Raw genomic sequence first — 26357 nt, 5'->3', positions numbered from 1 at the left:
TGGCGTGTCCTTCCCTTTACTGGAGTCTGCTCGATGAAAAAAACACTGATAGCGATGGCACTGGCCGCGCTGGCCGGCCTGGCCGGCGCCACCGACCTGACCGATGACGGCACGCTCAAGCTGACCGGTTTCTACAACCTGACCGGCGCCCGCGTGCTGAGCGGCAAAGCCCAGGGCAGCGGCACGCCGTGGGACTACATGCAATGGAAATGCCCCTGCACGGTGCAGAACTGGGAATACGCGGCGGTCTACGAACGCAGCGAGGGCTGGCAATTCAACCAGGAGTCGTCGGTCGGCTTCCAGCTGAAGAAGGAGTTCTCGCCGACGCTGTCGGCCACGGCGCAGGTGCTGGTGCGCGCGCACAACCCCGGCCACGGCCTGACGCCGACGCTGGACTGGGCCTACCTGACCTGGCAGCCGTCCGCCGATTCCGCCTGGACTTTCCAGGCCGGCCAGTTCCGCATTCCGCTGTATTACTACAGCGATTACCTGTACATCGGCTACGCCTACCCGTGGGTGCGGCCGGCGCCGGACGTCTACGGCTGGCCGATCTACGCCTACCAGGGCGGCAACGTCAGCTACCGCACGCAGCTCGGCCAATCCGACTGGGCCGCCACCTTCCACATGTGGGCCGGCGGCTACACCCAGCACAACGACACCTACGACACGCAGATCTACTACGCCACGCCGACCCATGAATCGTGGAAGAGCATGGTGGGCGGCTACGTGTCGGCCAACAACGGCGTATTCGACGTGCGCGCCATGCTGATGCACTACAAGGACACCACCTGGCAGGACAGCCCGGCGGGCAAGGTGTTCTTCGTCGACGGCCAGAGCACCCGCATCGCCGGGCTGTCGGCCAACGTCGACTACAAGAACTGGCTGGTCAAGTCCGAGCTGGATCGCTACGAGCAGGTCGACGCCGGCAAAGGGCTCAACAACGTCTACAAGTACGCGCTGATCGCCGTCGGCTACCAGTACGAGGCGTGGACGCCGATGTACACCTTCTCGCGCTACACCACCATCAACGAGCCTATCGAAGCGCGCAACACGCAGTACCTGTCGCTGCGCTGGGATTTCCGCAAGAACACGGCGCTCAAGGTGCAGTACGACGTCAGCAAGGACAAGTCGCACTACAGCTATCCGTTCTTCGGCGACTCGCGGCTGTTGTCGGTGTCGCTGCAAGGCTTGTTCTAGACGTTGCGTTCGGCGGGTTGTGCGCTACACTCTGTTCTTGCTTCCGAATGGAGAGTTTCGATGCGCACAACCCTGTTTTCGTCCGCCCCGCTGGCCGCCGCCGTCAGCCTGGCCCTGTCCACCGTCCTGCCGCTGGCGCGGGCCGACACCATCATCGACCACGCCAACGGCTATACACTCAATGCCGCCGGCGCCTTGCAGCGATTCAGTTCGCTAGCCTTCGATGACCTGGGCCGCATCGTCGCGGTGGGCAACGAGCGCGAGACGGCGATCCGGCTGCCGAAGGCGGAGCACATCGACGCGCAGGGCAAGACCCTGCTGCCAGGCCTGATCGACGCCCACGGCCACGTGTTCGAGCTGGGCGAAATCGCCTCCGGCGTGGAGCTGTTCAGCGCCACCTCGCTGGGCGGGGCGGTGCGCGCGGTGGCGGAGTTCGGCCGCTCACACCCGAAGAACGCCTGGGTGGTGGGCTTCGGCTGGAACCAGGAGGTGTGGAAGCTGGGCCGCTTCCCGACCGCCGCCGAGCTCGATGCGGTGGTGGGCGACCGTCCGGTGCTGCTGCACCGGGTCGACGGCCACGCCATCTGGGTCAACACCAAGGCGCTGGAAATGGCCGGCGTCACCCGGGATACACCGGATCCGAAGGGCGGCAAGATCGAGCGCGACGCCTCCGGCAAGCCGAGCGGCGTGCTGGTGGACGCGGCGATGGAGCTGGTCGCCAAAGTGGTGCCGCTGCCCACGCCCAACGAAGCGCGCGCCATGCTGGACAACGCGCTGGCCGCGCTGGCCAAGGCCGGCCTGACCAGCGTGCACGACGCCGGCATCAAGGTGGTGCAGGACGACCTGTATCGCGACTACGCCGACCACGGCAAGCTGACCACGCGCGTGTACGCGATGATCGGCGACACCACGGCCGATTTCGACGAGCTGTCCAAGGAAGGGCCGCTCAAATCCTATGGCAACGACGTGTACGCGCTGGCCGCCGTCAAGCTGTACTCGGACGGTGCGCTGGGCAGTCGCGGCGCGGCCTTGCTGGCGCCATACTCCGACATGCCGTCGACCAAGGGGCTGCTGTTCTATCCGAACGCCGAGATGCTGGCCAAGATGAACAAGGCCATGAAGGCCGGCTATCAGGTCAACGTGCACGCCATCGGCGACGCCGGCAACCGCCAGATCCTCGACGCCTACGCGCAGCTGATCCCGAAATATAACAACGTCGAACTGCGCCACCGCATCGAGCATGCGCAGGTGGTGGCGCTGGAGGACATCCCGCGCTTCAAGGCGCTGGGCATCATCCCGTCGATGCAGCCGACGCATGCGACCTCGGACCAGAACATGGCCGAGCAGCGCGTGGGGCACGAGCGCATCAAGGGCGCGTATGCTTGGCGCACCTTCCTCGACCAGGGCTCGCGCATCGCCTGCGGCTCGGACTTCCCGGTGGAGTCGCCGAATCCGTTCGAGGGCTTGCATGCGGCGGTCACGCGCCAGAACAACGCCGGCGTGCCGGCCGGCGGCTGGTACAAGAACCAGGCCATGACGCTGACCGAAGCGTTCCGCTGCTTCACCTTGGACGCGGCCTACGCGGCGCACCAGGAAAACGTCATCGGCACGCTGGAGCCGGGCAAGTGGGCCGATTTCATCCTGATCGACCGCGACCTGTTCAAGGTGCCGGCCGAGCAGATCGGCAAGACCCAGGTGCTGCAGACCTGGATGGGTGGCAAGCGGGTGTACAAGCGGGATAAGCGGCCGGATTAAGTGTCGGTATTCTGTTTCAGCCATTGCTGGCCCGCCGGGGTCAGGCGATATCGCTGGCTGCTGCTGCGAGGCGCGTCTGGGTGGGTCATTTGCACTAAGCCGGCCTCCATTGCTGGCAGCAGATATGCCCTGCGGAAGTGTTTGACATCCTTCAATCCCAGCGCCTGCTGGAGCTGCTGACGCGCCGATTCTTCTACCAGTAATTTGACTAGGCTTAGGACTTGGGGGGCGACTTGGGGGGCGACTTGGGGGGCGACTTCCGGGGTAAGACCCAGGCTGGACTGGTCGGGCCATTGAGCCAAGTGGTGAACTGGCAGCCTGACCAGGCACCCGCTGCGATCGTCGTCGGTATCAAACTGCGGTGGTGGCGAGCCGTTAGCTGCCATGGCCTTCAAGATTTTGGGGACGCCTGTAGAGCGCCCTTCGGTCAGGCCAAGTTCCTTCAGGAATTCTCCGATGCGTCTGTTTCGGTAGCGGTGGCACGCCGCATGTCCGGTTATCCAGTCTGCCAGTTTGATCGACCGGTCCGGACCCGGATAGCTTAGTACCAGTATTTCATCACGCATGATGCGCACTTCTATCGGCTCCCGGTCCTGATACGAGCGGTGATAGACCGCATTGACTACCGCTTCTTCTATGGCCGCGTAGGGGAAATTCCATACGCGAGTTGCTTCGGCACGATCAGGATGCTTCAGGACAGTCTGGTGCAGGTAATTGCGCTCAATGTAGCCCAAGGCCTCGCGGGTAATTCGCGCCAAGGGGCCTTTGAATATTTTTTCGTCAAAGTGGTCTCCGCCTGGGCCATCCTGGAACCAGACCACGTCGATTTGCGTGTACGGAAAAAACCGGTCTGGTGCCTCGCTAAAGAACATCAGGCCGACGTTCTTGGGCCAGGGACATTCGCTTGGGCCGTCTACCACGTTCATTTGTCGGCCCAGGTCTTCGATTGAGAGCTTATCCGCATACTCGGCCAGCACACTGCCCACTTCCTGAAGATAGGCCTGCATCAAGGGCTTGGAGAGGTCGCTTAACTTTGCCTGTTGTGCGATCCGGTCGTCGAACGGTACGTTGGCGGTCAGGTTCAACAGCTCCTGCTCGCATTCGCCCCTTGCTTCAACGGTGCTGCTGTAACGCCGGATGTAGTAATGCCAGCTTTTGTGCCTGGACGATACCGAAGCTGGCGCCTTGTATGGGCGGTGCATGCCGCCCGGAGCATGCAGCACGATCAGCTTGCGGTCATCCACATCGCAGACGGCCAGACTCGGGAAGTAGGGCGGCCGTATCTGCTGGCATGCGGCCAGCAATTCCCGCTGGATCTTATCGATCTGACTCTCTGCCAGCCCGAGTGGCGGCGCTATCGGCCGGCCATTGGCATCGCAGTCCTGGCCGATGATGATGTAGCCGCCTCCGAGGTTTTCGAAGTCGTTGGCGAAGGCGCAGAGGGTGCGGATAATCGCATCAGGGTTCCAGGCAGTTTTATATTCAATGCGCTCGCTCTCCACTGTGCGATGGCGCAACAGATTCTGTAGGTTGATCGGCAGGGCAACCATATTGAGGCTCCATGTGAGCATGTGCCGGCGAATGCTGGCAAGATATCAAGTACTGATGGCATATTTGACAAGCTCAGGAATTATTTGTTCCGTTCGAAGCGCTTAAAAACTGATTGACTTGGTTGTATATACAACTTATCCTTTGAGGATGCGCTGGCCGTGCGTGCGTTGTTGCGCGCGTGGCCGGTCCCACCCACTCAGGAGCAGGAGCCACCATGACGACCCATTTAGACAGCGATCCACGTTTTGACGCCAGCCGCGAAATCCGCGCCCCACGCGGACCGGAACGCACCTGTAAAAACTGGGGCGCCGAGGCGGCCTACCGCATGATCCAGAATAATCTGGACAAGGAAGTGGCGGAAAATCCCAAGCACCTGGTGGTCTACGGCGGCATCGGCCGCGCGGCCCGCAACTGGGAATGCTACGACCAGATCCTGGCCTCGCTGCGCGAGCTGGAAGACAATCAGACCCTGCTGATCCAGTCCGGCAAGCCGGTCGGCGTGTTCCAGACCCACGAGGACGCGCCGCGCGTGCTGATCGCGAACTCCAACCTGGTGCCGAAGTGGGCCAACTGGGAACACTTCAATGAGCTGGACCGCAAAGGCCTGTTCATGTACGGCCAGATGACGGCCGGCTCGTGGATCTACATCGGCACCCAGGGCATCGTGCAGGGCACCTTCGAGACCTTCGCCGAAGCGGGCCGCCAGCATTTCGGCGGCGACCTCAAAGGCCGCTGGGTATTGACCGCGGGCCTGGGCGGCATGGGCGGAGCGCAGCCGCTGGCCGCGACCATGGCCGGCGCCGTGTCGCTGACCGTCGAGTGCCAGCAGAGCAGCATCGACTTCCGCCTGCGCACCCGCTACCTCGACAAGCAGGCCGCCAGCATCGACGAGGCACTGGAGATGATCAAACTGCACAAGGCCAATGGCGACGCCATCTCCATCGGCCTGCTGGGCAACGCGGCCGACGTGCTGCCGGAACTGGTGCGCCGCGCCAAGGCCGGTGGCGTCGTACCTGACATCGTCACCGACCAGACCTCCGCGCATGACCTGATCAACGGCTACCTGCCGCAAGGCTGGTCGGTGGACCAGTGGAAGACTGCGCAGCACGACGCCGCGCGCCACGAAGAACTGAAAGCCGCCGCCACTGCCGGTTGCGCCGTGCACGTGCAGGCGATGCTGGACTTCCAGACGCTGGGCGCCAAGGTCGTCGACTACGGCAACAACATCCGCCAGGTGGCGTTCGACCACGGCGTCAAGAACGCCTTCGATTTCCCGGGCTTCGTGCCGGCCTATATCCGTCCGCAGTTCTGCGAAGGCCGCGGTCCGTTCCGCTGGGTGGCGCTGTCCGGCGACCCGGAGGACATCTACAAGACCGACGCCAAGATCAAGGAACTGTTCCCGCACCACGCCAATGTACACCGCTGGCTGGACATGGCGCGCGAACGCATCGCCTTCCAGGGCCTGCCGGCGCGCATCTGCTGGCTGGGACTGGGCGAGCGTCACATCGCCGGCCTGGCCTTCAACGAGATGGTGCGCAACGGCGAGCTGAAAGCGCCGATCGTCATCGGCCGCGACCACCTGGACACCGGCTCCGTCGCCAGCCCTAACCGCGAAACCGAAAGCATGAAGGACGGCACCGACGCCGTCTCCGACTGGCCGCTGCTGAACGCGCTGCTCAACACCGCCGGCGGCGCGACCTGGGTGTCGCTGCACCACGGCGGCGGCGTGGGCATGGGCTATTCGCAGCACTCCGGCGTGGTGATCGTGGCCGACGGCACCGACGCCGCCGCCAAGCGCCTGGCGCGCGTGCTGGTCAACGACAGCGGTTCGGGTGTGATGCGTCACGCCGATGCGGGATACGAGACGGCGGTCGCCTGCGCCAAGCGCAACGGCTTGAACCTGCCAATGATTAAATAATTTGAGAACCTCTATGAAACCAAATGCACTGACCCTGAAACCGGGCGCGATGACCCTGACCGAACTGCGCGCCGTATGGAGCGCCGCCGGTCCGCTGTCGCTGGCCGCCGAAGCCTATCCCGTTATCGAAGCATCGGCCGCCGCCGTGCGCGCCATCGTCGCCAAGGGTGACGCCGCCTACGGCATCAACACCGGTTTCGGCCTGCTGGCCAAGACCCGCATCCCGGACGAGAAACTGGAACAGCTGCAACGCAACCTGATCCTGTCGCACTCGGTCGGCACCGGCGAGCTGCTGTCGGACGCGGTCTGCCGTTTGATCCTGCTGATGAAGATCGGCAGCCTGGCGCGCGGCTACTCCGGCGTGCGTCCGCTGATCATCGACACGCTGATCGCGTTGTACAACGCCGGCATCATGCCGGCCATTCCCGCCAAGGGTTCGGTCGGCGCCTCGGGCGACCTGGCGCCGCTGTCGCATATGACGCTGGCGATGCTGGGCGTGGGCGACGTGCGCGTCAACGGTGAAATCATGCCGGCCGCCGACGCGCTGAAAGCCGCCAACATCGCGCCGGTGGTGCTGGCCGCGAAGGAAGGCCTGGCGCTGATCAACGGCACCCAGGTGTCGACCGCGCTGGCGCTGCATGGCCTGTTCATGGCCGAGCGCCTGCTGGAAGCGGGCATGGTGTCCGGCGCGCTGTCGCTGGATGCGGCCAAGGGCTCCGATTCGCCGTTCGACGCCCGCGTGCACGAAGTGCGCGGCCAGCCGGGCCAGATCGCCGCCGCCTCGATCTACCGTCAACTGGTGAGCAACAGCGCGATCCGCGCCTCGCACCTGGTCGGCGACGAGCGCGTGCAAGACCCGTACTGCCTGCGCTGCCAGCCGCAGGTGATGGGCGCCTGCTGGGACATCATCAACAACGCCGCCCGCACGCTGCTGATCGAAGCCAACGCCGTCACCGACAATCCGCTGCTGTTCAAGGACGGCGAGCTGTCGGTGGTGGTCTCGGGCGGTAACTTCCACGCCGAGCCGGTGGCCTTCGCCGCCGACACGCTGGCGCTGGCGATCGCCGAAATCGGCGCGATCTCCGAACGCCGCATCGCGCTGCTGATCGACGCCACCTTGTCCGGCCTGCCGCCGTTCCTGGTGCGCGATCCGGGCGTGAACTCGGGCTTCATGATCGCCCACGTGACCGCCGCCGCGCTGGCGTCGGAGAACAAGTCGCTGGCCCATCCGGGCAGCGTCGATTCGATCCCGACCTCGGCCAACCAGGAAGACCACGTCAGCATGGCTACCTACGCGGCGCGCCGCCTGGACGACATGGCGCACAATACCGCTGTCATCATCGGCATCGAGCTGCTGGCTGCGGCGCAGGGCATCGACTTCCATCGTCCGCTGAAAACCTCGCCGCATCTGGAGCACGTGCATGCGCAGCTGCGCCAGAAGGTGCCGTTCTTCGACGCCGACCGCTTCTTCGCGCCGGACATCGAAGCGGCCAAGGGCATGGTCATGCGCGGCGAGTTGAGCGCGTCGTGCAAAGGCCTGTTCACGTCCTTGCACCCATAAGAGGAGGCGTCATGGACTATCAGTTCAAAGCAGGCAGTATTCCCTTGCTGGTGTCCATGCCGCACGTGGGTACCGATATTCCCGATGACGTGGCGGCGGCGATGACGCCGGCCGCCGTCGACAAGCAGGATACGGACTGGCACCTGGTGCGCCTGTACGAGTTCCTCGGCGAGATGGGGGCGTCGACGCTGTCGGCGCGCTGGTCGCGCTACGTCATCGATCTGAACCGGCCGCCGGAAAACACCAACTTGTATCCGGGCCAGGATACGACCGGCCTGTGCCCGGTCGATACCTTCCATCGCGAGCCGCTGTACCGCGAAGGCCATACGCCGGGCGAGGCCGAGGTGCAACGCCGCCTGGCCGCCTATTGGAAACCGTATCACGATCAATTGCGCGCGGAGCTGGACCGGTTGCTGGCGCTGCACGGCCGCGTGGTGCTGTGGGACGCGCATTCGATCGCGTCGGTGGTGCCGCGCTTCTTCGAGGGCAAGCTGCCGGACCTGAACTTCGGCACGGCCGACAGCAAGAGCTGCGCGCCGGGCCTGAGCGACGCCATCGTGGCGCGCGCGCTGGCGCAGCAGCAGTTCAGCGTGGCCGTCAACGGCCGCTTCAAGGGCGGGCACATCACCCGTCACTATGGCCAGCCGGCCAACCATGTGCACGCGATCCAGCTGGAGATGTGCCAGTCGACTTACATGGATGAGAATGCGCCGTATGGTTATCGCGAAGACCTCGCAGGACAAGTGCAAGGCGTGTTGCGGCAAATGACGCAGGCCGCCGCCGATTGGGGGCGCGCATGAACCGGCTGTTCGCGCGCAACGCGCTGCTGCCGGAGGGCTGGCGCAAGGATGTGCTGGTCGAGTGGGACGCGGGCGGCACCATCGTGCGCGTCGATGCCGGCGTGGTTGCGCCGTCCGGCGCGCAGCTGATTGCGCCGGTGGTGGAATACGCCTTGCCGGGCATGATCAACCTGCATTCGCACAGCTTCCAGCGGGCGCTGGGCGGACGCACGGAAAAGGCGGGAGAGACCAAGGACAGCTTCTGGACCTGGCGCGACCTGATGTACCGCTTCGCGCGCAACATCACGCCCGAGCACATTGAGGCCATCGCGGCCCAGCTGTTTTCGGAGTGCCTGCGCCACGGCTACACGTCGATGTGCGAATTCCACTACGTGCAGCGCGCGCCGGACGGCGCCATGTACCCGCGCCCTGCGGAAACGGCCGAGCGCGTCATCGCCGCCGCACGTTTGGCGGGAATCGGCATCACCATGCTGCCAGTGTTGTATAGTTATTCCGGCTTCGGCGAAAGCGCCTTGAAGCCCGAGCAACAGCGCTTCAAGACCGATCCGCACGATGTGCTGCGGGTGATCGAGGCGCTGGAGCCTCTGCGCGACGGGCAGACCGAAGTGGGCGTGGCGCCGCATTCGCTGCGCGCGGCCTCGGTGGCGCAGATTAACGACGTGCTGGTGACGCTGCCGGACGACCGTCCGGTGCATATCCACATCGCGGAACAGAAGCAGGAAGTGCAGCAGTCGCTGGACTGGAGCGGACGCCGCCCCGTGCAGTGGCTGCTGGACCAGGTGGAAGTCGATCAACGCTGGTGCCTGATCCACGCGACGCACTTGATGCGCGACGAGGTGGACAACATAGCGCAGAGCGGCGCCGTGGCGGGCCTGTGCCCGACCACGGAGGCCAACCTGGGCGACGGCCTGTTCCCGCTGGAGGAGTTCCTGGCGGCGGGCGGACGGTTCGGCATCGGCAGCGACAGCCATATTTCGCAAAGCGCGGTTGAAGAGCTGCGCTGGCTGGAATACGGCCAGCGCCTGCAACACCAGCGCCGCAATATCGCGGTGTCGGCGGAGCAGCGCAATGTCGGCGACTTCCTGTGGCAGGGCGCCTTGCTCGGCGGCGCGCAGGCCAGCGGACGGCAGGTGGGCGCGTTGGCGCCGGGCCGCCGCGCCGATATGATCGTGCTGCATGATCAGCACCCGAATCTGTATGGATTGGCGCTGGACGAGGTACTCGGCAGCTTCGTCTTCTGCGGTAATGACAATCTGGTCAAGGACGTCATGGTCGGCGGCCAGTGGGTAGTACGCAATCAGCAGCACGTTGCGCAGCAGGCGATCGCTGCGCGCTTCAAGCAGACCTTGGCCGAACTGAGGGAGTTCCGATGACCCAGCTAATCCAGTATGCAAGCCTGCGGCCCGCGCCGTGGAAGAATGGCGGTGGCAGCACGACGGAAATCGCCGTCTCGCCCGCCGGCGCCGGCTTCGATGCATTCGACTGGCGCGTCAGCCTGGCGACCATCTCGCAGAGCGGGCCGTTTTCCTCTTTCCCCGGCATCGACCGTTCGCTGGCGCTGGTCGACGGCGACGGTGTGCTGCTGGACTTCGGCGACGAGCGCTTCGTGCTCAGTCCCAGCGAGCCGCTGATCGAATTCGACGGCGAGGCGGCGGTGCACGTCACCGTCACCGGCAGCCTGACCACCGACTTCAACGTGATGACGCGCCGCGGCCGCTGCCGCCACCGGCTGGAGTCGTGCGAGGTCAGCGGCGCCGAGCAGCTCAAGCGCCGCAGCGGCACCACGCTGCTGTTCCTGGCCGACGGCGAAAGCCTGACGGTGAGCAGCGCCCGGGAACGCATCGCCATGGTGCGCTACGACCTGCTGGTGCTGGAGGCCGAAGAAGAATGGTCGATGGAAGCCCAGCGCGCAACGGTGTTCGTGGTCGACATCATCAACAATTAAAGAAGGTACCAAGCATGTGGGATGTGTTGTTTACGAACGTGCACCTGGCCACGATGGCCGATGGCTACGGTGAAATCCGCGATGCGGCCATCGCCGTCAAGGATGGCAAGATCGTCTGGCTGGGCCCTCAGGCTGAGATGCCGCCGGGTGTCCTGGCCACCACCGCGCACGATGGCGGCGGCTGCTGGCTGACGCCGGGCCTGATCGACTGCCACACCCACATCGTCCACGCCGGCAACCGCAGCGATGAATTCGAGGCGCGCCTCAACGGCGCCACCTACGAGGACATCGCCCGCGCCGGCGGCGGCATCATGTCCACCGTGCGCGCCACCCGCGCCGCGTCGGAGGACGAGCTGCTGGAGCAAAGCCTGCCGCGCGTGTGCAGCCTGCTGGCCGAGGGCGTGACCACGCTGGAAATCAAATCCGGCTACGGCCTGACGCTGGAATCGGAAGCCAATATGCTGCGCGTGGCGCGCCGCATCGGCCGCGAGCTGCCGGTCGGCGTCGCCGCCACCTTCCTCGGCGCGCACGCCTTGCCGCCGGAGTTCGCCGGCCGCGCCGACGACTACATCACCGAAGTGTGCGCGATGATCGCGCCGCTGGCCGCCGAAGGCCTGGTCGACGCGGTGGACGCCTTCTGCGAACGCATCGGCTTCTCGCATGAGCAGACGGAGCGCGTGTTCCAGGCGGCGCGCGCACAGGGCCTGCCGGTCAAACTGCATGCGGAGCAGCTGTCCGACCAGCGCGGCGCCGAGCTGGTGGCGCGCTACCACGGCTTGTCCGCCGACCACCTCGAACACCTGACCGAGGCCGGCATCGCGGCGATGGCCGCCGCCGGCACGGTGGCGGTGCTGCTGCCCGGCGCCTACTACTTCCTGCGCGACACCACGCCGCCGCCGGTGGCCGCCATGCGTGCCGCCGGCGTGGCGATGGCCGTGGCCACCGACTGCAATCCCGGCACCTCGCCGATGACGTCCCTGCTGCTGGCGATGAATATGGTCTGCAGCCTGTGGCGTTTGACGCCGCTGGAGGCGCTGGCCGGCTGCACCGTGCACGCGGCCCGCGCGCTCGGCCACGAACAGCAGATCGGCAGCCTGGAAGTGGGCAAGCGCGCCGACTTCGCGCTGTGGCGCATCGCCCGCCCGGCCGACCTGTCCTACGCCATCGGCCTCAATCCCTGCCGGGGCGTGGTCAATGCGGGCGTGTTGCGTTCGCCGCAGGTTTAGAGGGCGGCCTCGGGAAATTCTGTTTCGTTAGTTATTGTTTCGGTTACAGTACCGGGATGCCTCTTCTAACGTAACAGGATATCCATGTTTGCCTTGAACTCTCTTCGCGCCGCCGTCTTGCTGACGCTCGGCGCGCAGGCGCTGGCCCAGGAGCCGGTGCCGCCTACTCCCGTTCCCCACGCACCAGAAGCCCCTGTCGCCGCCAGCGCGCCCGTGCCGCCGGCCGCCAACCTGGCTGCCGCAGTGGCGGCCGCCGCCGCGCCCAAACCGTACGCCGAGGTGGTGCGCGGCGCCGCCCACGTGCAGGGCTTCCTGAACCTGTACCAGAAAGAGGAAAAAGTCTGGATCGAGCTGCGGCCCGACCAGTTCGACCGTCCGATCTTCATGACCGTGAACATGCCGAACGGGATAGGCGAGCGCGGTATCTACGGCAGCCAGATGGGCCTGAGCCAGGTGGTGGTGTTCCACCGCATCGGCAACCTGGTGCAGATGATCGCCAAGAATACCGACTACGGCGCCAAGGCCGGCACGCCGCAGGCGCTGGCGGTGTCGCAGGCGTTCTCGGACAGCCTGCTGGCGATCGCGCCGGTGGCCAGCGGGCCGCATCCGCAGAGCCACGCGATCCTGGTCGAGGCGAACATCCTGCTGTTCGGCGACATCCCGAGCTTTACGACGCGGCTGGAAGCGGCCTTCCGCATGCCGTATGCGATGGACGCGCGCAACAGCAGCTTCCAGACCATCCGTTCCGACGAGTCCATGACCGGCTTCCAGGTCAACGCCCACTTCTTCGTGCCGCGCATCGCGGCGCCGCCGCTGGTGATGCCGGCCACGCCGGTGCCGGTCGCCAGTCCGCCGACCACGCTGCCGGACCCTCGCAGCATGTTCCTCGGTTTCTACTACAGCTTCATGCCGCTGCCGGCGCAGCCCATGCATGGCCGTGCTGCGGACGATCGCATCGGCCACTTCGTCACCACCATGCACGACTACTCCGACGACGTGACGCCGACGACGGCCGTGCACCTGATCGAGCGCTGGCGCCTGGAGAAGCAGGATCCGGCGCAGGCGCTGTCGGAACCCAGGCAGCCCATCGTCTATTGGCTCGACGCGAACATCCCGGAGAAGTATCGCGAATCGGTCAAGCAGGGCATCCTGGCCTGGAACGAGGCGTTTGAACGCATCGGCTTCAAGAACGCCATCGTCGTCAAACAGCAGGGCGAGAAGGACCGCTTCGACACGATGGACGCGCGGCATGCGTCGGTGCGCTGGTTCGTCGGCAGCGATGTCGGCTTCGCCGTCGGGCCGCGTCAGGTCGATCCGCGCAGCGGCGAGATCCTCGATGCGGACATCGGCATGTCCGACATTTTCGCACGCGGCGCACGCCGCATGATCGGCGAGGACAGCATGCCGCTGCAGGATGCGCTGGCGACGCCGGGGCAGGAAGCGCGCTGCGACTACATGCTGGAATCGGCGTCCGAGATGGGCTTCGCCATGGGCCTGCTGGAGGCGCGCGGCGAACTGGAAATGGGCAGCCCGGAGGCGGACGCGGTGGCGCAAGCCTACGTGCGCTCGGTGGTGATGCACGAGATCGGGCACACGCTGGGCTTGCGGCACAACTTCCGCTCGTCGACCATCTACAGCATCAAGCAGTTGCAGGACCCGGAGTTCACCAAAAAGAACGGCCTGGCCGGATCGGTGATGGACTACACGCCGTTCAACCTGTCGCTCAAGGGCGAGAAGCAGGGCGAGTACGTGGCGTCGACGCTGGGGCCTTACGATTACTGGGCCATCGAATACGCCTACAAGCCGATCGAGCCGGCGCAGGAGAAGGAAGAACTGGCGAAGATCGCCGCGCGCTCGAACGAGCCGCTGCTGGCCTTCGGCACCGACCAGGATGCGGGCGGTTTCAATTCCGATCCCGACGTCAATGTGTTCGACCTGGGCAGCGATCCGCTGGCTTACTTCCAGCGCCGCCTGACGATCTCGCGCGAGCTGTGGGACCGCCTGCAAAGCCGCACGCTGAAACCGGGCGAGAGCTACGACACGCTGCGCCGCAGTTTCGACTACGGCTTCCAGCAGTTTGCACGCACCATGCCGGTGGTGGTCAAGTACGTGGGCGGCGTGACCTATCTGCGCGACCACGCCGGTACCGGCCGCGCCACCTTCACGCCGGTGCCGCTGCCGCGCCAGCGGGCCGCCTTGCAGATGCTGACCACCAGCCTGTTCAAGTCGGACAGCTTCCAGTTCTCGCCGGCGATGATCAGTCGCCTGGGATCGGACCATTTTGAACCGCGTGGACGGGCCGACGTATCGGTCAGCGGACGTGTGCTGGCCTTGCAGTCCGGCGCGCTGGACCAGCTGATGTCCGACCTGGTGGCGGTGCGTCTGCTCGATTCGCAGGAAAAGCTGGACGACCGCAAGCAGGCCCTCAGCCTCGACGAGTTGTACACCACCGTGCAGGACGCGGTATGGAGCGAGCTGAAAACCGGCAAGGACATCAACGGCATGCGCCGCAATCTGCAACGCGAGCATCTGAAGCGGCTGACCGCGATCCTGCTGCGCTCTTCGCCGATCACGCCGGCCGATGCGCGCAGCCTGCAACGGGAGAACGCGCTGGCGCTGCAACGCGATATCCGCGGCGCGATGGCGAAGCCAATGAGCCGCGAGGCCAAGGCCCATCTGTCGGAGTCGTATGAAACGCTGAGCCAGGCCTTGAAGGCGGCCATGTTGCGCGCGGGCGCTTGATGGTAAGCTCTCCGGATTGACCATCATTCCGGAGAGCGTGTGCAAGGACGATTGCTAGTTTGCCTGGCCCTGTTGTGGGCTGGCGTGGCGTGCGCCGCGCCGGCCGATACGCTGCACGTGGGTTCGAAGCGCTTCACCGAATCCTATATTCTTGGCGAGGTGCTGGCGCAGACCGCGGCGCAGGCGGCGCCAAACGTCAAGGTCGAGCACCTGCAAGGCCTGGGCAACACCGCCATCGTGCTGGCTGCCTTGCAGGCCGGCCGCATCGACGTCTATCCCGAGTACCTCGGCACCATCGACCTGGAAATCCTCAAGCATGCGCAGGCCGCGCCGCTGGAGCAGATCCGCCGCGAGCTGGCCCCGATGGGGCTGGGCGTTGCGGCGCCGCTGGGCTTCAACAACACCTACGCGCTGGCGATGCGCGGCGGGCCGGACGGGCTGACGAAACTCAGCGAGCTGGCCGCGCAGCCGCGCTTGCGCTTCGGCCTGTCGCATGAATTCATCGGCCGCGCCGATGGCTGGCCGGGCCTGGCCAAGCGCTACGGCCTGCCTCAGCAGCCGGAAGGCCTGGACCACGGCATCGCCTACGAGGCCTTGATGCAGCGCCAGGTCGACGTGATCGACATCTACTCCACCGACGCCAAGATCCGCCAGTACGGCCTGCGTGTGCTGGAGGACGACCGCGCCTACTTCCCGCGCTACGACGCGGTGCTGCTGTACCGGCTCGATGCGGCCCAACGCTTTCCGGCTGCGTGGAAGGCGATCACGCAGCTGGAGGGGCGCATCAGCGCGGCCGACATGATCGCGATGAACGCCGCCGCCGAAATCGACGGCCAGAATTTCGCCAGCGTGGCGCGCGACTGGCTGGCCGCGCACAAGCCGCTGGCCGCAGGCGCGCCGTCCGCCGATGCCGGCAAGGTGGTGCAGGCGGCGCCGATCCAGGTACGTGACGGCCTGCTGGCCAAGATCTTCGACAAGAACCTGTGGCCGCTGACGCGCCAGCATGTGACGCTGGTGTTGGTGGCGGTGCTGCTGGCGTGCGTGGTCGGCATTCCGCTGGGCGTGCTGGCGGCGGCGTTGCCGCGCCTGCGGCAGGTGGTGCTGGGCTTGACGGGCGTGCTGCAAACGGTGCCCTCGCTGGCCTTGCTGGCGCTGCTGATACCCTTGCTGGGCATGATAGGCACGGCGCCGGCGCTGGTGGCGCTGGTGGTGTATGCGCTGCTGCCCATCGTACGCAACACCTGCACCGGCTTGTTGCAGGTGCCGGCCGGCTTGCGGCTGGCGGCGCAGGCGCTGGGCCTGCGGCCGATGCAGCGGCTGCTGCATGTCGAGCTGCCGCTGGCCTTGCCGGTGATCCTGGCCGGCGTGAAAACGGCGGCGGTGATGAGCGTGGGGACGGCGACCATCGCCGCCTTCATCGGCGCCGGCGGCTACGGCGAACGCATCACCATCGGCCTGGCGCTGAACGATAACGCCATGCTGCTGGCCGGGGCGATTCCGGCGGCGCTGCTGGCGCTGTTGACGCAGGCCGCGTTCGAGCTGCTGGAACGGCTGGCCAGCCGCGCGCCTTCACAGCGAGTGTAGCTTGGAGCGCAGCAGCACCATTTCCTTGTGCAGCAGGCGCTCTGCGAGGAAATCGTTCTCGCGCTGGGCGGCGATGGCTTCGAGCGCCTGCGTGTGGCGTTCCAGCCGGGCGCGCAGCCAGGCTTTGTAGACGGTGGTGGCCAGGGGCGGTAATTTGGGCATGACTGTCTCCTGCGATAGGTTTGACATTCATTCTGCAAGCATAACCGCTCCCTGCTTTGCGCTAGATCAAGCCCCTTGAGACATCTGCGTCAGCGCCTCGCCGGTGACGCGGCAGATGCGCCACTCCGGCAGCAGCGAGGCGCCCATGCTTTCGTACAGCTTGATGGCGTTGCTGTTCCAGTCCAGCACCGACCATTCGAAGCGGCCGCAGTCGCGTTCCACCGCCAGCTGCGCCAGCGCCACCAGCATCTGCTTGCCGTAGCCCTTGCCGCGCGCGCTTTGCTTGACGTACAAATCTTCTAGGTACAGGCCCTTCTTGCACAGGAAGGTGGAGAAGTTGTGGAAGAACAACGCGAAGGTGACGACTACGCCGTCGGTCTCGCCGACCAGCGCTTCGCAGACCGGCTTGTCGCAGAACAGGCTGTCGTGCAGCATGGCTTCGTTGGCGACGACCATGTGTTCCAGTTTTTCAAACACGGCCAATTCGTAAATCATGCCGAAAATGGCGGCGACGTCTGCCGGCTGGGCCGGGCGTATGGTCAGGTTGGAAGTGCTCATCAGGCTTCGACTATGCTTTCTGTGGTGGAGGGGGAATCGGACTGCAGCGCCCAGGCGACGCTGGACAGGCACAATATCATGCCGGCCCATTGCAGCGGGCCGGGGCGGAAATGCTCCAGCTGGATCGACAGCAGCACGGAAATGACCGGCGTGACCACGCCGATGTACACGGCCTTGTGCGAGCCGATGCGGTGGATCAGCGTGAAGTAGGCGGCAAAGGCGATCACCGAGCCGAACAGCGACAGGTACAGCAGCCCGCCCCAGTAGGGCAGGCCGGCCGGCATGGTGAAGGACTGGCCGCTGGCCAGCACCCACAGCGCCACCAGCAGGCTGCCCCACAGCATCGACCAGGCCATCGTCAGCAGCACGTTGGACGATTGCTCGCGCACCTTGATCACGACCACGTTGCCAACCGAGCTGGCGATGGTGGCGGTCAGCGCCAGTGCCAGGCCGAGCAGAAAGTGCCCATTGCCGCCGGACAGGATCTCGCTCCAGGCGCCCACGATGGACTGGAAGAACAGCAGCGTGACGCCGCAGATGGCGACCGCGCCGGCGCTCCAGGTGCGCCAGCTGAGCGGGGTGCCGAAGGCCATGCGGTTGAGGATGGGGTTCCAGAACACCATCAGCGCGAACAGCACGGCGACCAGGCCGGAGACCAAATATTGCTCGGAGGTGTAGGTGCAGATGTAGCTCAGGCCGAAGGTGGCGCAGCCTTGCAGGAACATCCAGCGCTGGGTGCGCCAAGGCATGATCAGCTTGTCGCCGCGCGCCAGGCACCAGGCGAACAGCACCGCCGCCGACAGCGCGAAGCGGTAGACCACCGATACGGCGGGTGCGACCTCGCCCAATTGCAGCGTGATGGCGAAGAAAGTGGAGCCCCAGATCAGGCAGGCAATGATGAACAGGAGTGGAGAGGACATCGGACGAGTATAGCCGCCCGGGCGATTCCTTGCCTAGCGGCTATGATTTTGTTGCGGCGCAACAGGTCGCCGAATTTGTTTGTATCGTTGCGTAAATTTTGAGCATTTTGTTGAAAATGCAAGTATGATGGAAAGACACATCAATCAAGGGAGAGCGGCATGAGTACCGCGCTGCAAATCAAGGTCGTCGGCTTGCTGGGCTATGTCGCGGTCAGTACCGCGCTGGTGCTGTTGCTGGCCGACGAGGAGATGCAGAGCGCTGCCCAGACCCTCTTCGCCTTCGCCGGTTTTCATTAATACGCCAGCTTCATCCGGCGGTACAAAAATCCCAGCACAAACAGCGGTCCGATCAGCAGGAAGCGCAGGTCGTCGAAAAACGACGGCTTCTTGCCTTCGATCTTGTGGCCGATGAACTGTCCTATCCACGCCAGCACGAAGATCGCCAGCGACAGCGGCAGGACGGCGCGGTCGGGCAGGGCGGCCAGCAGGGCCAGCATCAGCGTGGTCATCAGCAGCATGCCCACCGCGAACGGCTTCGACAGCTTGAAGTAGTAGGCCAGCGAGGCCAGCGTGACCGCGACCGCCAGTAGCGGATGCACGGCCCACAGCAAGCCCAGCAGCGTGAACACGATGATGGGCACGCAGACGAAGTGGATCACTTCGTTGATGGGATTGAGGTGGCTTTCGCTGTACTGGGCCAGCAGCGTATCGATGGTGCGGGGTTGCGACATGGGTGTCTCCTTTGTTTTTATAGTACGGTCGTGCTGTCGGTAAATTCTACACCTGAAACGCGGCGTGGCAACGCTTGGGTACAATGCGGCCATGAGCTATGCGACAGATCCCCTCCCTCCCGCGCTGACCGGCCTCGCGCCGGTGCTCGACGCGCGCACCCGCATCCTGGTGCTGGGCAGTTTTCCCGGCGCCGCCTCGCTGGCGGCGCAGCAGTACTATGCGCATCCGCGCAATCTGCTGTGGCCGATTCTGTCGGCGCTGACGGGAGAGCCGCTGGCCCAGTTGCCGTACGACGAACGCCTGCCGCGTCTGCTGGCGCACGGCTTCGGCCTGTGGGATGTGCTGGGCGCCTGTGAGCGCGAAGGCAGTCTGGATTCCGCCATCCGCAAGCCCGCCGCCAATGATTTCGCCCGGCTGCGGGAGTTATGCCCGTTGCTGGAAACGGTCGGCTTCAATGGCCAGACCTCCGGCCAGTTCGCCCGCCAGTTCGCCGCCGAGGGCTATCGCACGCTGGTGCTGCCATCGACTTCTCCGGCACATGCATCACTCACACTTGCACAAAAACTAGAGCACTGGAAAATGCTACTGTAATCTGTCTAGTCTGTCGCGATTCAATGAGCGAAGATACGAAATTCGGTGGCTTTGGCCACGGGACGTACCTGATTCCGCTCACGCCTCAGTTCCACGATGCCGTAGTTGGACATTGTCTTTAGTGTGCGCGACAGGTTGCTTGGTTTGCGGCCGGTGAGCTCCGCCAATGCCGCAATGGATGCCGGCTTCGTTTCCAAAATAACGTGCAACAATGCGCGGTTGTCGTCACTTAGTACCTCGGCCAGTGATTTCATCGAGGTGAACCAGACTTTAGGTTCACCCGGCTTCGGTTTATAGCTGCCACGAGCGATCGCCAGCACACGCTGACGTATGCGTTCTTGCGGCATAATGCCAATCACAATCGGTTTCATCGCTTTCTTACCTCCTGCAATACCCGGTCAACGTCTGCGAAGAAATCGTTGATCAGTTGCTGCGCATCCTTGAATTCATACGGCAGGCCCTGGTCTGAGATGTGCCGGTGCTTGTGGTCAAAGGCCCAAATACGTCCCGCATACTTGAACTTCTTGGGTGGTTTTACCGCGCGTCTGCTGGCGCACGGCTTCGGCCTGTGGGATGTGCTGGGCGCCTGCGAGCGCGAAGGCAGTCTGGATTCCGCCATCCGCAAGCCCGCCGCCCATGGTGACCGGACGCTGGTTTTGCCATCAACCTCGCCCGCCCATGCCAGTTTGTCGTTGCAAGCGAAACTGGAATTATGGCGTGAGCTATTGCACTCCTGAATTCAGACGCTGAGCCGACCGCGAAAGCCTCTTGCCGCATAGTACGATTCAGCGCCATTGTGATACAGGAAAACATGGTCATAACGACGATCGCAGAATAGCGCGCCGCCAAGATGCCTTATCTTGGCGGGTGTTTGCACCCAGCTCGACGTTTTCCTGTCGAACTCTCCCAATTTCTGCAACGCTCGATATTGCTGCTCCGTGAGTAACTCGACACCGATAGTGGACGCCATTTCGATAGCGCTTGTGCCGGGTTTATTTTCCTTGCGTGAATCGCGCGCCTCTTTGTCGTAGCACGTGCTGCGTCGGCCCGTTGGGCTTTCGGGTGAACAATCACAGAAAATGAACGCATCGTTTATTGCGTCATAAGTAATGACATCCGGTTCTCCGCCGGTGCGTTCCATTTCAGCGAGTGGCAGGAGCTTTCCAAGATTGGCCTCCAACTTCGCCTGCACGGAACTCCAGTCGATTCCTGTGTGACGACGCATGTTCTTCGCGAACCGATCTTTGAGCGTTCCGATTAACTCGCCTCCAAGTGCCGTTTCCAATTTATTTCTCCTTTCGAAGCCAAGGTGCCGGTTAAGCGGAATGGTAGCTGACAATGCGAGGACATGGTCGCCGGTTTGATCGCCGTCGAGCTTTCGTCGGACAGCTCCGCATATCCTTGTCTAAAGGGGGAAAGCATGACCAAGTTGAGTGTTTGTCTTTTTCTTTTATTGTTCGTTATCTTGGCTGCCATCGCGACATGGCCTGCGAGTTTGCTCGGCAGTGATTTCCAGCTGACCTGCCTGGCCGTCGTCGTTGCCTACTCGCTGCTTTTGTCCCTGGCACTCGCAGTGCAGCGACGCCGATTGCGACGTCAATTCATGCAATTGTCCAAGGCTGAGCGGAACGCGTTGGCAGCCGATTCCGAGCAATTCCGTTATATCCTGCCCGCTCCTGGTTCGCGGCCGGCGAGCCTCACAGCCTTTGTCGGCGTGGCGCTGGTGAATGGGCCGATACTGCCTTTGATGGTCGGGCCGATATTCGTCATGCAGACTTGGTTTTCCGTGGAACCGCCCATTCCTCAATTTCTGGCATTGGGCGGCGGCTTCGCGGCCGCATGGTTCTGGTGGTCGATCGCTGTGTCCTTTTGGAGAAGATGGGCGCAAGCGGGCGGCATGTCGGCTGAAGAAGTGCAGTATCACGGCCAGCGCATCAACATACTTTGGCCGAAGGGGCACTTCTTCGAGCGGACGGAGTGGGGCCGCTGGCGCAAGCCAGTGGCGATCGACGCCGCAGAAAGGTAATAGAACAGCCTGGCTTAGCCTTATTCCGTAGCCGAGACATAACCGGTCATCAGCGCGACCGCCCAGTCTTCGCGGCCGTTGGCGCAGGCCAGTTCGGCCATGCTGCCGTGGTCGTAGGGGATGCTGAACAGTTGCGCCTGCCACTGCTGCTGGCGGCGCTCGACGATGGCGTAGCGGGCGTCGGGCGAGCCGGATTCGATGGCGTGGGGATACGGGTGGTCGTCGGCATAGGCCGGCTGGCCGACGCTGCCGGGATTGACGAGCAACTGGCCGCGCGCGCTGCGCACGCTGCGCGGCACGTGCGTGTGGCCGCAGGCGACCAGGCTGGCGTCGACCTGGCCGAGGCGCTGTTCGATGTCGGCCGCGCCGGCGTGGCGGTCGGCCGTTTCCAGCAGGCCGGTGAGGTCGCTGGTCGGCGTGCCGTGGCACAGGAACACGTCCTCGTTGTATTGCAGGGCGGACGGCAGCGTGGCGATCCACGCCAGTTCCGGCGCCGTCAGTTGCGCGCGGGCATAGGCGTCGGACGCGCCGGAGCCGGGATGCAGTTCGAGGATCTGCCGCTCGTGGTTGCCGGCCAGGTGGGTCCAGTCCTGCAGCATCAGGAAACGCGCGGTCTCCAGCGGCAGCAGCGGGCCGGACAGGCTGTCGCCGAGGTTGACCACCGCGTCCACGCCCTGGCGGCGGATGTCGGCCACCACCGCTTCCAGCGCGGCCAGGTTGCCGTGGATGTCGGAGACGATGGCGATGCGCATGACGATCAATCCCTCAATGTGGCCAGCAAGGTGGCGGTGTCGACGATGGCGGCGTATTCGCCATCGAGATTGGACAACGCCATGTAGTGTACATCGTCCGCGCTGCGGGGAGCGCCCGCGTAGTCGGTTTGGGCGTAGGCGTAGCAGGCGTCGGCCACCACGCTGGTGGCGAAGCCGAGGTTGCCGGCGCTGCGGGCGCTGGACTCCACCGAGTTGTTGGTGCTGACGCCGGCCAGCACCAGACTGTCGATGCCGCGCACCCGCAACCAGCGCTCCAGCCCGCTGTTGACGAAGCAGTCCGGCACATTCTTTTCCACCACGTGTTCGTGCGCCAGCGGCGCCAGGCGCGGCTGGAATTCGGCGCCCGGCTGGCCCGGCCAGAACGGCGATCCCGGCGTGCGCGACATGTGGCGCACGTGGACCACGGGGGGGCCGGCGGCGCGCCAGGCGTCCAGCAGGGCGGCGATGTTGCGCTCGGCGTCGGGGTTGTTGCGCGCGCCGGCGGCGGGGCTGGCCATGCCTTGTTGCATGTCGATGATGATCAATGCCTGCATCTTATGTGTCCTCGCGGGAGATCACCCGCACCACCGACTCCAGGTAATCCTCGAAGCCCATGCGCAGGTAGAGTTGGTGCGCGTCATTGCTGCGCATGACGTGCAAAAAAGAAGTGTCGCCGCGCAGCAGGTGGCGGCGCACCAGCTTGAGTATCAGTTGTTTTGCCAAGCCCCTGCCCTGGTAGTCGGGATGGGTGCAGACGCCGCTGATTTCGCACAGCCCCGGCGCGCGCAGGCGTTCGCCGGCCATGGCCATCAGGCGCCCGCCGTCGAAGTAGCCGAAGTAGTCGCCCAGCTCGATGGTGCGGATGCCGAACGGACCCGGCTTGCACAGCAGGGCCAGCTCCAGCGCCTGCGCCGCGTGCTGCGGGCCCAGCGGCCGCGCCTGCGGCGCCGGATCGGCGGCCGGCATGGCGCCGCTCCAGACCATGCGGAACATGGTGCTCTCGGCGTCTATCTTCCAGCCGGGCGGGGCGGCGCCGTTCCAGCTGTCGCAGTAAAACGGTTCGCCCGGCGCGCACACCGCCGCCAGCGCGGCGAAGTCCGGCCGGGCCGGATCGGCAAAGGCGACGATGGGGGAGAAGCCCTGGGTGTAGCGGCGCGCGCCGCCGCTGCCGTCGGCGTGGCGCGCGTGGGCGCCGGTCAGGGTGTGCCAAAAAATGTGGTCCAGCAGGTCGTTGCGTTCCATGCAGCTTGCCTTGTCGGTGGAGCGTGGTTATGCTTGTTTGAAATACACTTTCTTTTTAACACAGTTTTGACAGGGGTATGCATCGCAGTTCAACTTAGCTGGGGACAACATGGATAATCAGAAAATCGCCATCATCGGACTGGGCCGTATCGGCTCGGCCTTCCTGCGTAATATGCTGGGCCGCCGCGAGCGCGGCGTGCAGTTGGTGGGGGTGGCCGAAAGCGGCGACACGCCGGGCCGCCAGCTGGCGCTCGACGCCGGCCTGGCGGTGGTGACGCTGGACCAGATCGTCGCCATGGGCAGCGGCGTCGACATCCTGTTCGACCTGACCGGCATCCCCGCCGTGCGGCGCGAGATCCGCGAAAAGCTGATGGCGCAGGGTAATCACCACACGGTGATCGCCTCCGAAACCATCGCCCGCCTGATCTGGGCCATGACCAGCGACGACGACCTGCCGGTCATCGCCGGCCGCAGCACCGGCTACTGAAGCCTTACGGCCCCACCGGGACGATGGTGGCCACGCCATCGTCGGTGATGCCGATCAACAGCAAGCCGTCGCCGGACACCGCCAGCTGGCGCGGCAGCAGCAGCTTGCCGCTGCCGACCAGCTTGTACTGGTTCAGCAGCTTGCCGGTGGCGTCGTACATCCACACGTCGTTGACGGCCGCCTTGACGGCGGCGCCGCAATAGATGCGGCCGTCGCTGCCCAGCTCGATGTTGTTGGGCGTGCCGTCGCCGGCCGCCAGGTAGCCCAGCACCCCCAGGTCGCCCGGATTGAGTATGCTGCACAGCTTGGGCGAGCTGCTGGCGGTGTAGATGCGCGTGCCGTCCTGGCTGACGGCGATGTCCTGGCCCAGCGTGCCGGTGTTGGCGTGGCTGGCGGCCGGCACCTTGGCCGGGTACAGCGTGCCGCCGTTGAGCGCGGCATAGTCGACGTTCAGCGTGGTGATCCCCACCACGGCGGCATTCTCGGCTTGCAGCAGCAGCCGGTTGCCGTCGCCGCTGGCGGCCAGCGTGCCGCCGCCGCTGAGCGGCAGGCTGAGACGGGCGTTGCTGGCGGTCAGGTAGGCGGCGCCGTTGCTGAGCACCAGCATTTCCACGCCGTTCGGCCGGATCACCTTGAGGCGGGTGGCCTGGTCGGCGTCGACCGCGACCTGCGACAGCACCGTCTGGGTGTTGAGGTCGATGGTGACCAGCGAGTGGCTGCTCAGGTTCAACAGGTACAGATAGTCGCCGTTGGCGCTGGTGGCCATGTCGCCCAGGCTGGCGCCCAGGCCGGCGATGGTGGCGGTTTTTTGTCCGCTGTAGAGGTTGTAGACGTCGATGTAGGCGCCGCCGTTGTGCACATAGGCATAAGGCCGGATCGGATCGGTGATCACGTTGGCGTAGGTCAGCACGGTGCTGACGTTGGCCTGCGGCGTGCGCGTGCCCTTCCACAGGGCGATGCGGATCGGCTCGGGCGCGCTGGCGTCGGCGTCGAACGGGGTCAGCGTGACGGTGGCGATGCTCAGCGTGTTCGCGCCCAGCGTGGTCGGGTCGGCCGTGAGGATCAGCTTGTTGCCGCTGACGCCGGCCACCAGCCAGCCCTGGCTGGAGGAGGCGCTCATGCCGCCGAAGGTGCCGTAGTTGTCGCGCACGGTCAGGGTGCGGGTCAGCCTGGTCCAGGCCGGCGTGGCGCTGAAGGCGACCCCGGTTTCCGACGGCAGCAGCTTGTGCTGGTCCTTGTTGATGGTCAGCAGCACCGGCGCCACCACCCGGTCGCCGTTGACGCGGGCGGTGGCGTTGACCAGCGTCGAAGTGACGCCGACGCTGGCGTTGGCCGGCAGGGCGTTGAAGGCGATGGTGCTGGCGGCTTGGTTGACGCTGCCGCCGAGGACGCTGGCGTCGGCCCAGGCGGGCAGCGCGCCGAACGACCAGGGCCAGGAATTGGTGACGGTGTTCAGGCTCAGCGCCAGGCTCGGGCTGGCGCTGAAATCGCGGCCGTAGCCGCCGCCCAGGGTGATGCTGTTGAGCGATGTGCTCAGGGTGGCCGGGCTCAGGTTGAGCGTGACCGGCAGGTTGCGGCTGGCCTGGCCGGTGGCGCTCAGCGCCACGCTGCCGCTGTAGCTGGCGCTGGCCAGCGTGCCGACGGTGGGATCGACCGTCAGCACCGCGGTGGCCGGCGTGGTGCCGCTGGTGGGCGAGATGCGCAGCCAGGCGCCGTTGGCCACGGCGCTCCAGCTGGCGCTGCGCTGGTCGTCGGTGTCGAGCGCGATCACCTGGTTCGGCACCGGGGCGCCGTTGATGGCGTTGAAGGTGACGCTGCCGGCGGTGACCAGGCCGCTGGGCTGGACCGACAGCGTGGCCGGCAGGACGGCGCTCTGGCCGTCGCTGGCGCTGATGGTCAGCGTGGTGCTGTAGTCGCCCACGGCCAGGCCGCTGGCGTCGAAGGCGACGCTGAGCGTGCCGCTGCCGCTGCCGGCAGCGGCGCCCGGCTTGAGCCAGGCGGCGCCGCTGCTGGCGGTCCAGCTGCGTCCTTCGCTGCTGATGGCGACGTTGATCGCGGCCGGGGCGGCCGCGCCGACGTGGGCGGTGCCGCTGAGCGCGACGGCCGGCGTGGCGCTGAAGGCCAGCTGGCCGACCGGCACCACCTGCAGGTTGTAGGGCAGCAGCATCGGCGAGCCGGGGAATTGTGCGGCGCAGCCGCTGTCGCGGCACAGGCGCACGGTGAAGGTGCCGGTGTAGGTGCCGGCCGCCAGCGACGGCGCCGTTTGCAGCACGGCGTGGTACTGGGTGTCGCTGTCGCGTATCAGCTGGGCGTTGGGCAGCAGCACGCCGTTGCTGTCGACCACGCTGGCGAGCACGCTGCCGGCATTGGCGAAGTCGGCCGGCCTGGCCACGGTGGCGATGATGTTGAGGGTGGTCGAAGTGCCGGCGTTGATGCTGGCGCGGACAGTGTCGGGGTTGAAGCTGAGGGCGGGCGAGACGGCCGGGGTGGAGGGATCGGCGCCGCCGCCACCGCCACCACCGCCGCCGCATCCGGTCAGCAGGGCGGCCAGCAACAGCGGCAGGAGGTAGACGGACCTGGGTCTCAGCATGGCGGTATCCTTGGGGTA

General features: G+C 65.3%; 25 protein-coding genes and 1 pseudogene. 15 read left to right on the top strand and 11 right to left on the bottom strand.

Annotated elements, in window-relative coordinates:
* Positions 1-33: 33 nt before the first annotated feature.
* Together RUGAMON1_RS09655 and RUGAMON1_RS09650 are read left to right on the top strand one after the other, a co-directional pair.
* Positions 34-1197, top strand: coding sequence for a hypothetical protein (locus RUGAMON1_RS09655; RefSeq protein WP_445230300.1), 1164 nt, complete (start codon positions 34-36; stop codon positions 1195-1197).
* A gap of 60 nt (positions 1198-1257) precedes the next feature.
* Positions 1258-2952, top strand: coding sequence for an amidohydrolase (locus RUGAMON1_RS09650; RefSeq protein WP_445230299.1), 1695 nt, complete (start codon positions 1258-1260; stop codon positions 2950-2952).
* On the opposite strand, the gene RUGAMON1_RS09645 is transcribed toward RUGAMON1_RS09650, so the two are convergent.
* The gene (locus tag RUGAMON1_RS09645; protein WP_445230298.1) at positions 2949-4502 is read right to left on the bottom strand and encodes an RNA/DNA-binding domain-containing protein; all 1554 of its coding nucleotides are present in this window, start codon (positions 4500-4502) and stop codon (positions 2949-2951) included. The genes RUGAMON1_RS09650 and RUGAMON1_RS09645 overlap by 4 nt on opposite strands.
* A 215-nt stretch (positions 4503-4717) precedes the next feature.
* Between RUGAMON1_RS09645 and hutU the strand changes: the two genes are divergently transcribed.
* The 8 genes from hutU to RUGAMON1_RS09605 all read left to right on the top strand — a co-directional run bounded on the left by hutU (position 4718) and on the right by RUGAMON1_RS09605 (position 16279).
* Positions 4718-6421, top strand: coding sequence for a urocanate hydratase (gene hutU / locus RUGAMON1_RS09640; protein WP_445230297.1), 1704 nt, complete (start codon positions 4718-4720; stop codon positions 6419-6421).
* A 13-nt stretch (positions 6422-6434) separates the two neighbouring features.
* Positions 6435-7982 carry a histidine ammonia-lyase gene (gene hutH / locus RUGAMON1_RS09635; RefSeq protein WP_445230296.1) on the top strand — a complete coding sequence of 516 codons (1548 nt, stop codon included), beginning with the start codon at positions 6435-6437 and terminating at the stop codon, positions 7980-7982.
* A gap of 11 nt (positions 7983-7993) precedes the next feature.
* Positions 7994-8782: an N-formylglutamate deformylase gene (hutG, locus tag RUGAMON1_RS09630; protein WP_445230295.1), complete on the top strand. Its 789-nt coding sequence runs from the start codon at positions 7994-7996 to the stop codon at positions 8780-8782.
* On the top strand, positions 8779-10155 hold the full coding sequence (locus RUGAMON1_RS09625; protein ID WP_445230294.1) for a formimidoylglutamate deiminase: 1377 nt from the start codon (positions 8779-8781) through the stop codon (positions 10153-10155). The genes hutG and RUGAMON1_RS09625 overlap by 4 nt, the downstream gene beginning before the upstream one ends.
* Complete coding sequence (locus RUGAMON1_RS09620; RefSeq protein ID WP_445230293.1) at positions 10152-10727, top strand: HutD/Ves family protein; 576 nt, start codon at positions 10152-10154, stop codon at positions 10725-10727. Before RUGAMON1_RS09625 ends, RUGAMON1_RS09620 begins: the two co-directional genes overlap by 4 nt.
* A gap of 14 nt (positions 10728-10741) precedes the next feature.
* Positions 10742-11953, top strand: a complete 1212-nt coding sequence (gene hutI, locus RUGAMON1_RS09615) for an imidazolonepropionase (protein WP_445230292.1) — start codon at positions 10742-10744, stop codon at positions 11951-11953.
* A gap of 84 nt (positions 11954-12037) precedes the next feature.
* The gene (locus tag RUGAMON1_RS09610) at positions 12038-14695 is read left to right on the top strand and encodes a zinc-dependent metalloprotease (protein WP_445230291.1); all 2658 of its coding nucleotides are present in this window, start codon (positions 12038-12040) and stop codon (positions 14693-14695) included.
* Positions 14696-14734: 39 nt separating this feature from the next.
* On the top strand, positions 14735-16279 hold the full coding sequence (locus tag RUGAMON1_RS09605; protein WP_445230290.1) for a glycine betaine ABC transporter substrate-binding protein: 1545 nt from the start codon (positions 14735-14737) through the stop codon (positions 16277-16279).
* Here the strand turns inward: RUGAMON1_RS09605 and RUGAMON1_RS09600 are convergent.
* The 3 genes from RUGAMON1_RS09600 to RUGAMON1_RS09590 all read right to left on the bottom strand — a co-directional run bounded on the left by RUGAMON1_RS09600 (position 16265) and on the right by RUGAMON1_RS09590 (position 17919).
* Positions 16265-16441, bottom strand: a complete 177-nt coding sequence (locus tag RUGAMON1_RS09600) for a hypothetical protein (protein WP_217946056.1) — start codon at positions 16439-16441, stop codon at positions 16265-16267. The genes RUGAMON1_RS09605 and RUGAMON1_RS09600 overlap by 15 nt on opposite strands.
* A 66-nt stretch (positions 16442-16507) precedes the next feature.
* Positions 16508-16999, bottom strand: coding sequence for a GNAT family N-acetyltransferase (locus RUGAMON1_RS09595; RefSeq protein WP_445230289.1), 492 nt, complete (start codon positions 16997-16999; stop codon positions 16508-16510).
* Entirely contained in the window at positions 16999-17919 is a 921-nt protein-coding gene (locus tag RUGAMON1_RS09590) for a DMT family transporter (RefSeq protein WP_445230288.1), read from the bottom strand. The genes RUGAMON1_RS09595 and RUGAMON1_RS09590 overlap by 1 nt, the downstream gene beginning before the upstream one ends.
* 159 nt (positions 17920-18078) lie before the next feature.
* On the opposite strand from RUGAMON1_RS09590, the gene RUGAMON1_RS09585 reads away from it, so the two are divergent.
* On the top strand, positions 18079-18216 hold the full coding sequence (locus RUGAMON1_RS09585; protein WP_445230287.1) for a hypothetical protein: 138 nt from the start codon (positions 18079-18081) through the stop codon (positions 18214-18216).
* Here RUGAMON1_RS09585 and RUGAMON1_RS09580 read toward each other — a convergent pair.
* Positions 18213-18650, bottom strand: a complete 438-nt coding sequence (locus tag RUGAMON1_RS09580) for an Mpo1 family 2-hydroxy fatty acid dioxygenase (RefSeq protein ID WP_445230286.1) — start codon at positions 18648-18650, stop codon at positions 18213-18215. The genes RUGAMON1_RS09585 and RUGAMON1_RS09580 overlap by 4 nt on opposite strands.
* A gap of 91 nt (positions 18651-18741) precedes the next feature.
* Here RUGAMON1_RS09580 and RUGAMON1_RS09575 point away from each other — a divergent pair, with 91 nt between their 5' ends.
* A complete protein-coding gene (locus RUGAMON1_RS09575; protein ID WP_445230285.1) occupies positions 18742-19242 on the top strand; it encodes a DNA-deoxyinosine glycosylase in 501 nt (166 codons plus the stop codon).
* A 20-nt stretch (positions 19243-19262) separates the two neighbouring features.
* Here RUGAMON1_RS09575 and RUGAMON1_RS09570 read toward each other — a convergent pair whose 3' ends face one another.
* Positions 19263-19613 carry an HVO_A0114 family putative DNA-binding protein gene (locus tag RUGAMON1_RS09570; protein ID WP_445230284.1) on the bottom strand — a complete coding sequence of 117 codons (351 nt, stop codon included), beginning with the start codon at positions 19611-19613 and terminating at the stop codon, positions 19263-19265.
* Positions 19614-19784: 171 nt separating this feature from the next.
* Between RUGAMON1_RS09570 and RUGAMON1_RS09565 the strand changes: the two are divergent.
* Positions 19785-19979, top strand: a pseudogene (locus RUGAMON1_RS09565) (uracil-DNA glycosylase family protein); the annotation flags it as partial.
* A 2-nt stretch (positions 19980-19981) separates the two neighbouring features.
* Here RUGAMON1_RS09565 and RUGAMON1_RS09560 read toward each other — a convergent pair.
* Complete coding sequence (locus tag RUGAMON1_RS09560; protein WP_445230283.1) at positions 19982-20527, bottom strand: DUF4256 domain-containing protein; 546 nt, start codon at positions 20525-20527, stop codon at positions 19982-19984.
* Positions 20528-20662: 135 nt separating this feature from the next.
* On the opposite strand from RUGAMON1_RS09560, the gene RUGAMON1_RS09555 reads away from it, so the two are divergent.
* On the top strand, positions 20663-21268 hold the full coding sequence (locus RUGAMON1_RS09555; protein WP_445230282.1) for a hypothetical protein: 606 nt from the start codon (positions 20663-20665) through the stop codon (positions 21266-21268).
* A 20-nt stretch (positions 21269-21288) separates the two neighbouring features.
* Here the strand turns inward: RUGAMON1_RS09555 and RUGAMON1_RS09550 are convergent, their stop codons facing one another.
* Genes RUGAMON1_RS09550 through RUGAMON1_RS09540 form a run of 3 tightly spaced genes read right to left on the bottom strand, consistent with a single transcriptional unit; the run spans position 21289 to position 23262 of the window.
* A complete protein-coding gene (locus RUGAMON1_RS09550) occupies positions 21289-22020 on the bottom strand; it encodes a metallophosphoesterase family protein (protein ID WP_445230281.1) in 732 nt (243 codons plus the stop codon).
* A 5-nt stretch (positions 22021-22025) separates the two neighbouring features.
* Positions 22026-22574, bottom strand: a complete 549-nt coding sequence (locus RUGAMON1_RS09545; protein WP_445230280.1) for a cysteine hydrolase family protein — start codon at positions 22572-22574, stop codon at positions 22026-22028.
* A 1-nt stretch (position 22575) separates the two neighbouring features.
* Positions 22576-23262 (bottom strand): GNAT family N-acetyltransferase, encoded by a 687-nt coding sequence (locus RUGAMON1_RS09540; protein WP_445230279.1) that lies wholly within the window; start codon positions 23260-23262, stop codon positions 22576-22578.
* A gap of 109 nt (positions 23263-23371) precedes the next feature.
* On the opposite strand from RUGAMON1_RS09540, the gene RUGAMON1_RS09535 reads away from it, so the two are divergent.
* A complete protein-coding gene (locus RUGAMON1_RS09535; protein ID WP_445230278.1) occupies positions 23372-23749 on the top strand; it encodes a Rossmann-fold NAD(P)-binding domain-containing protein in 378 nt (125 codons plus the stop codon).
* A 4-nt stretch (positions 23750-23753) separates the two neighbouring features.
* Here RUGAMON1_RS09535 and RUGAMON1_RS09530 read toward each other — a convergent pair whose 3' ends face one another.
* Complete coding sequence (locus RUGAMON1_RS09530; protein WP_445230277.1) at positions 23754-26339, bottom strand: BACON domain-containing protein; 2586 nt, start codon at positions 26337-26339, stop codon at positions 23754-23756.
* Positions 26340-26357 lie beyond the last annotated feature (18 nt).

This window comes from Duganella rhizosphaerae (assembly GCF_040364205.1).
Classification (GTDB): Bacteria; Pseudomonadota; Gammaproteobacteria; order Burkholderiales; family Burkholderiaceae_D; genus Rugamonas; species Rugamonas rhizosphaerae.
Note: the sequence above shows the minus strand (reverse complement) of the source record. Positions and strands in the feature narration are given on the sequence as shown.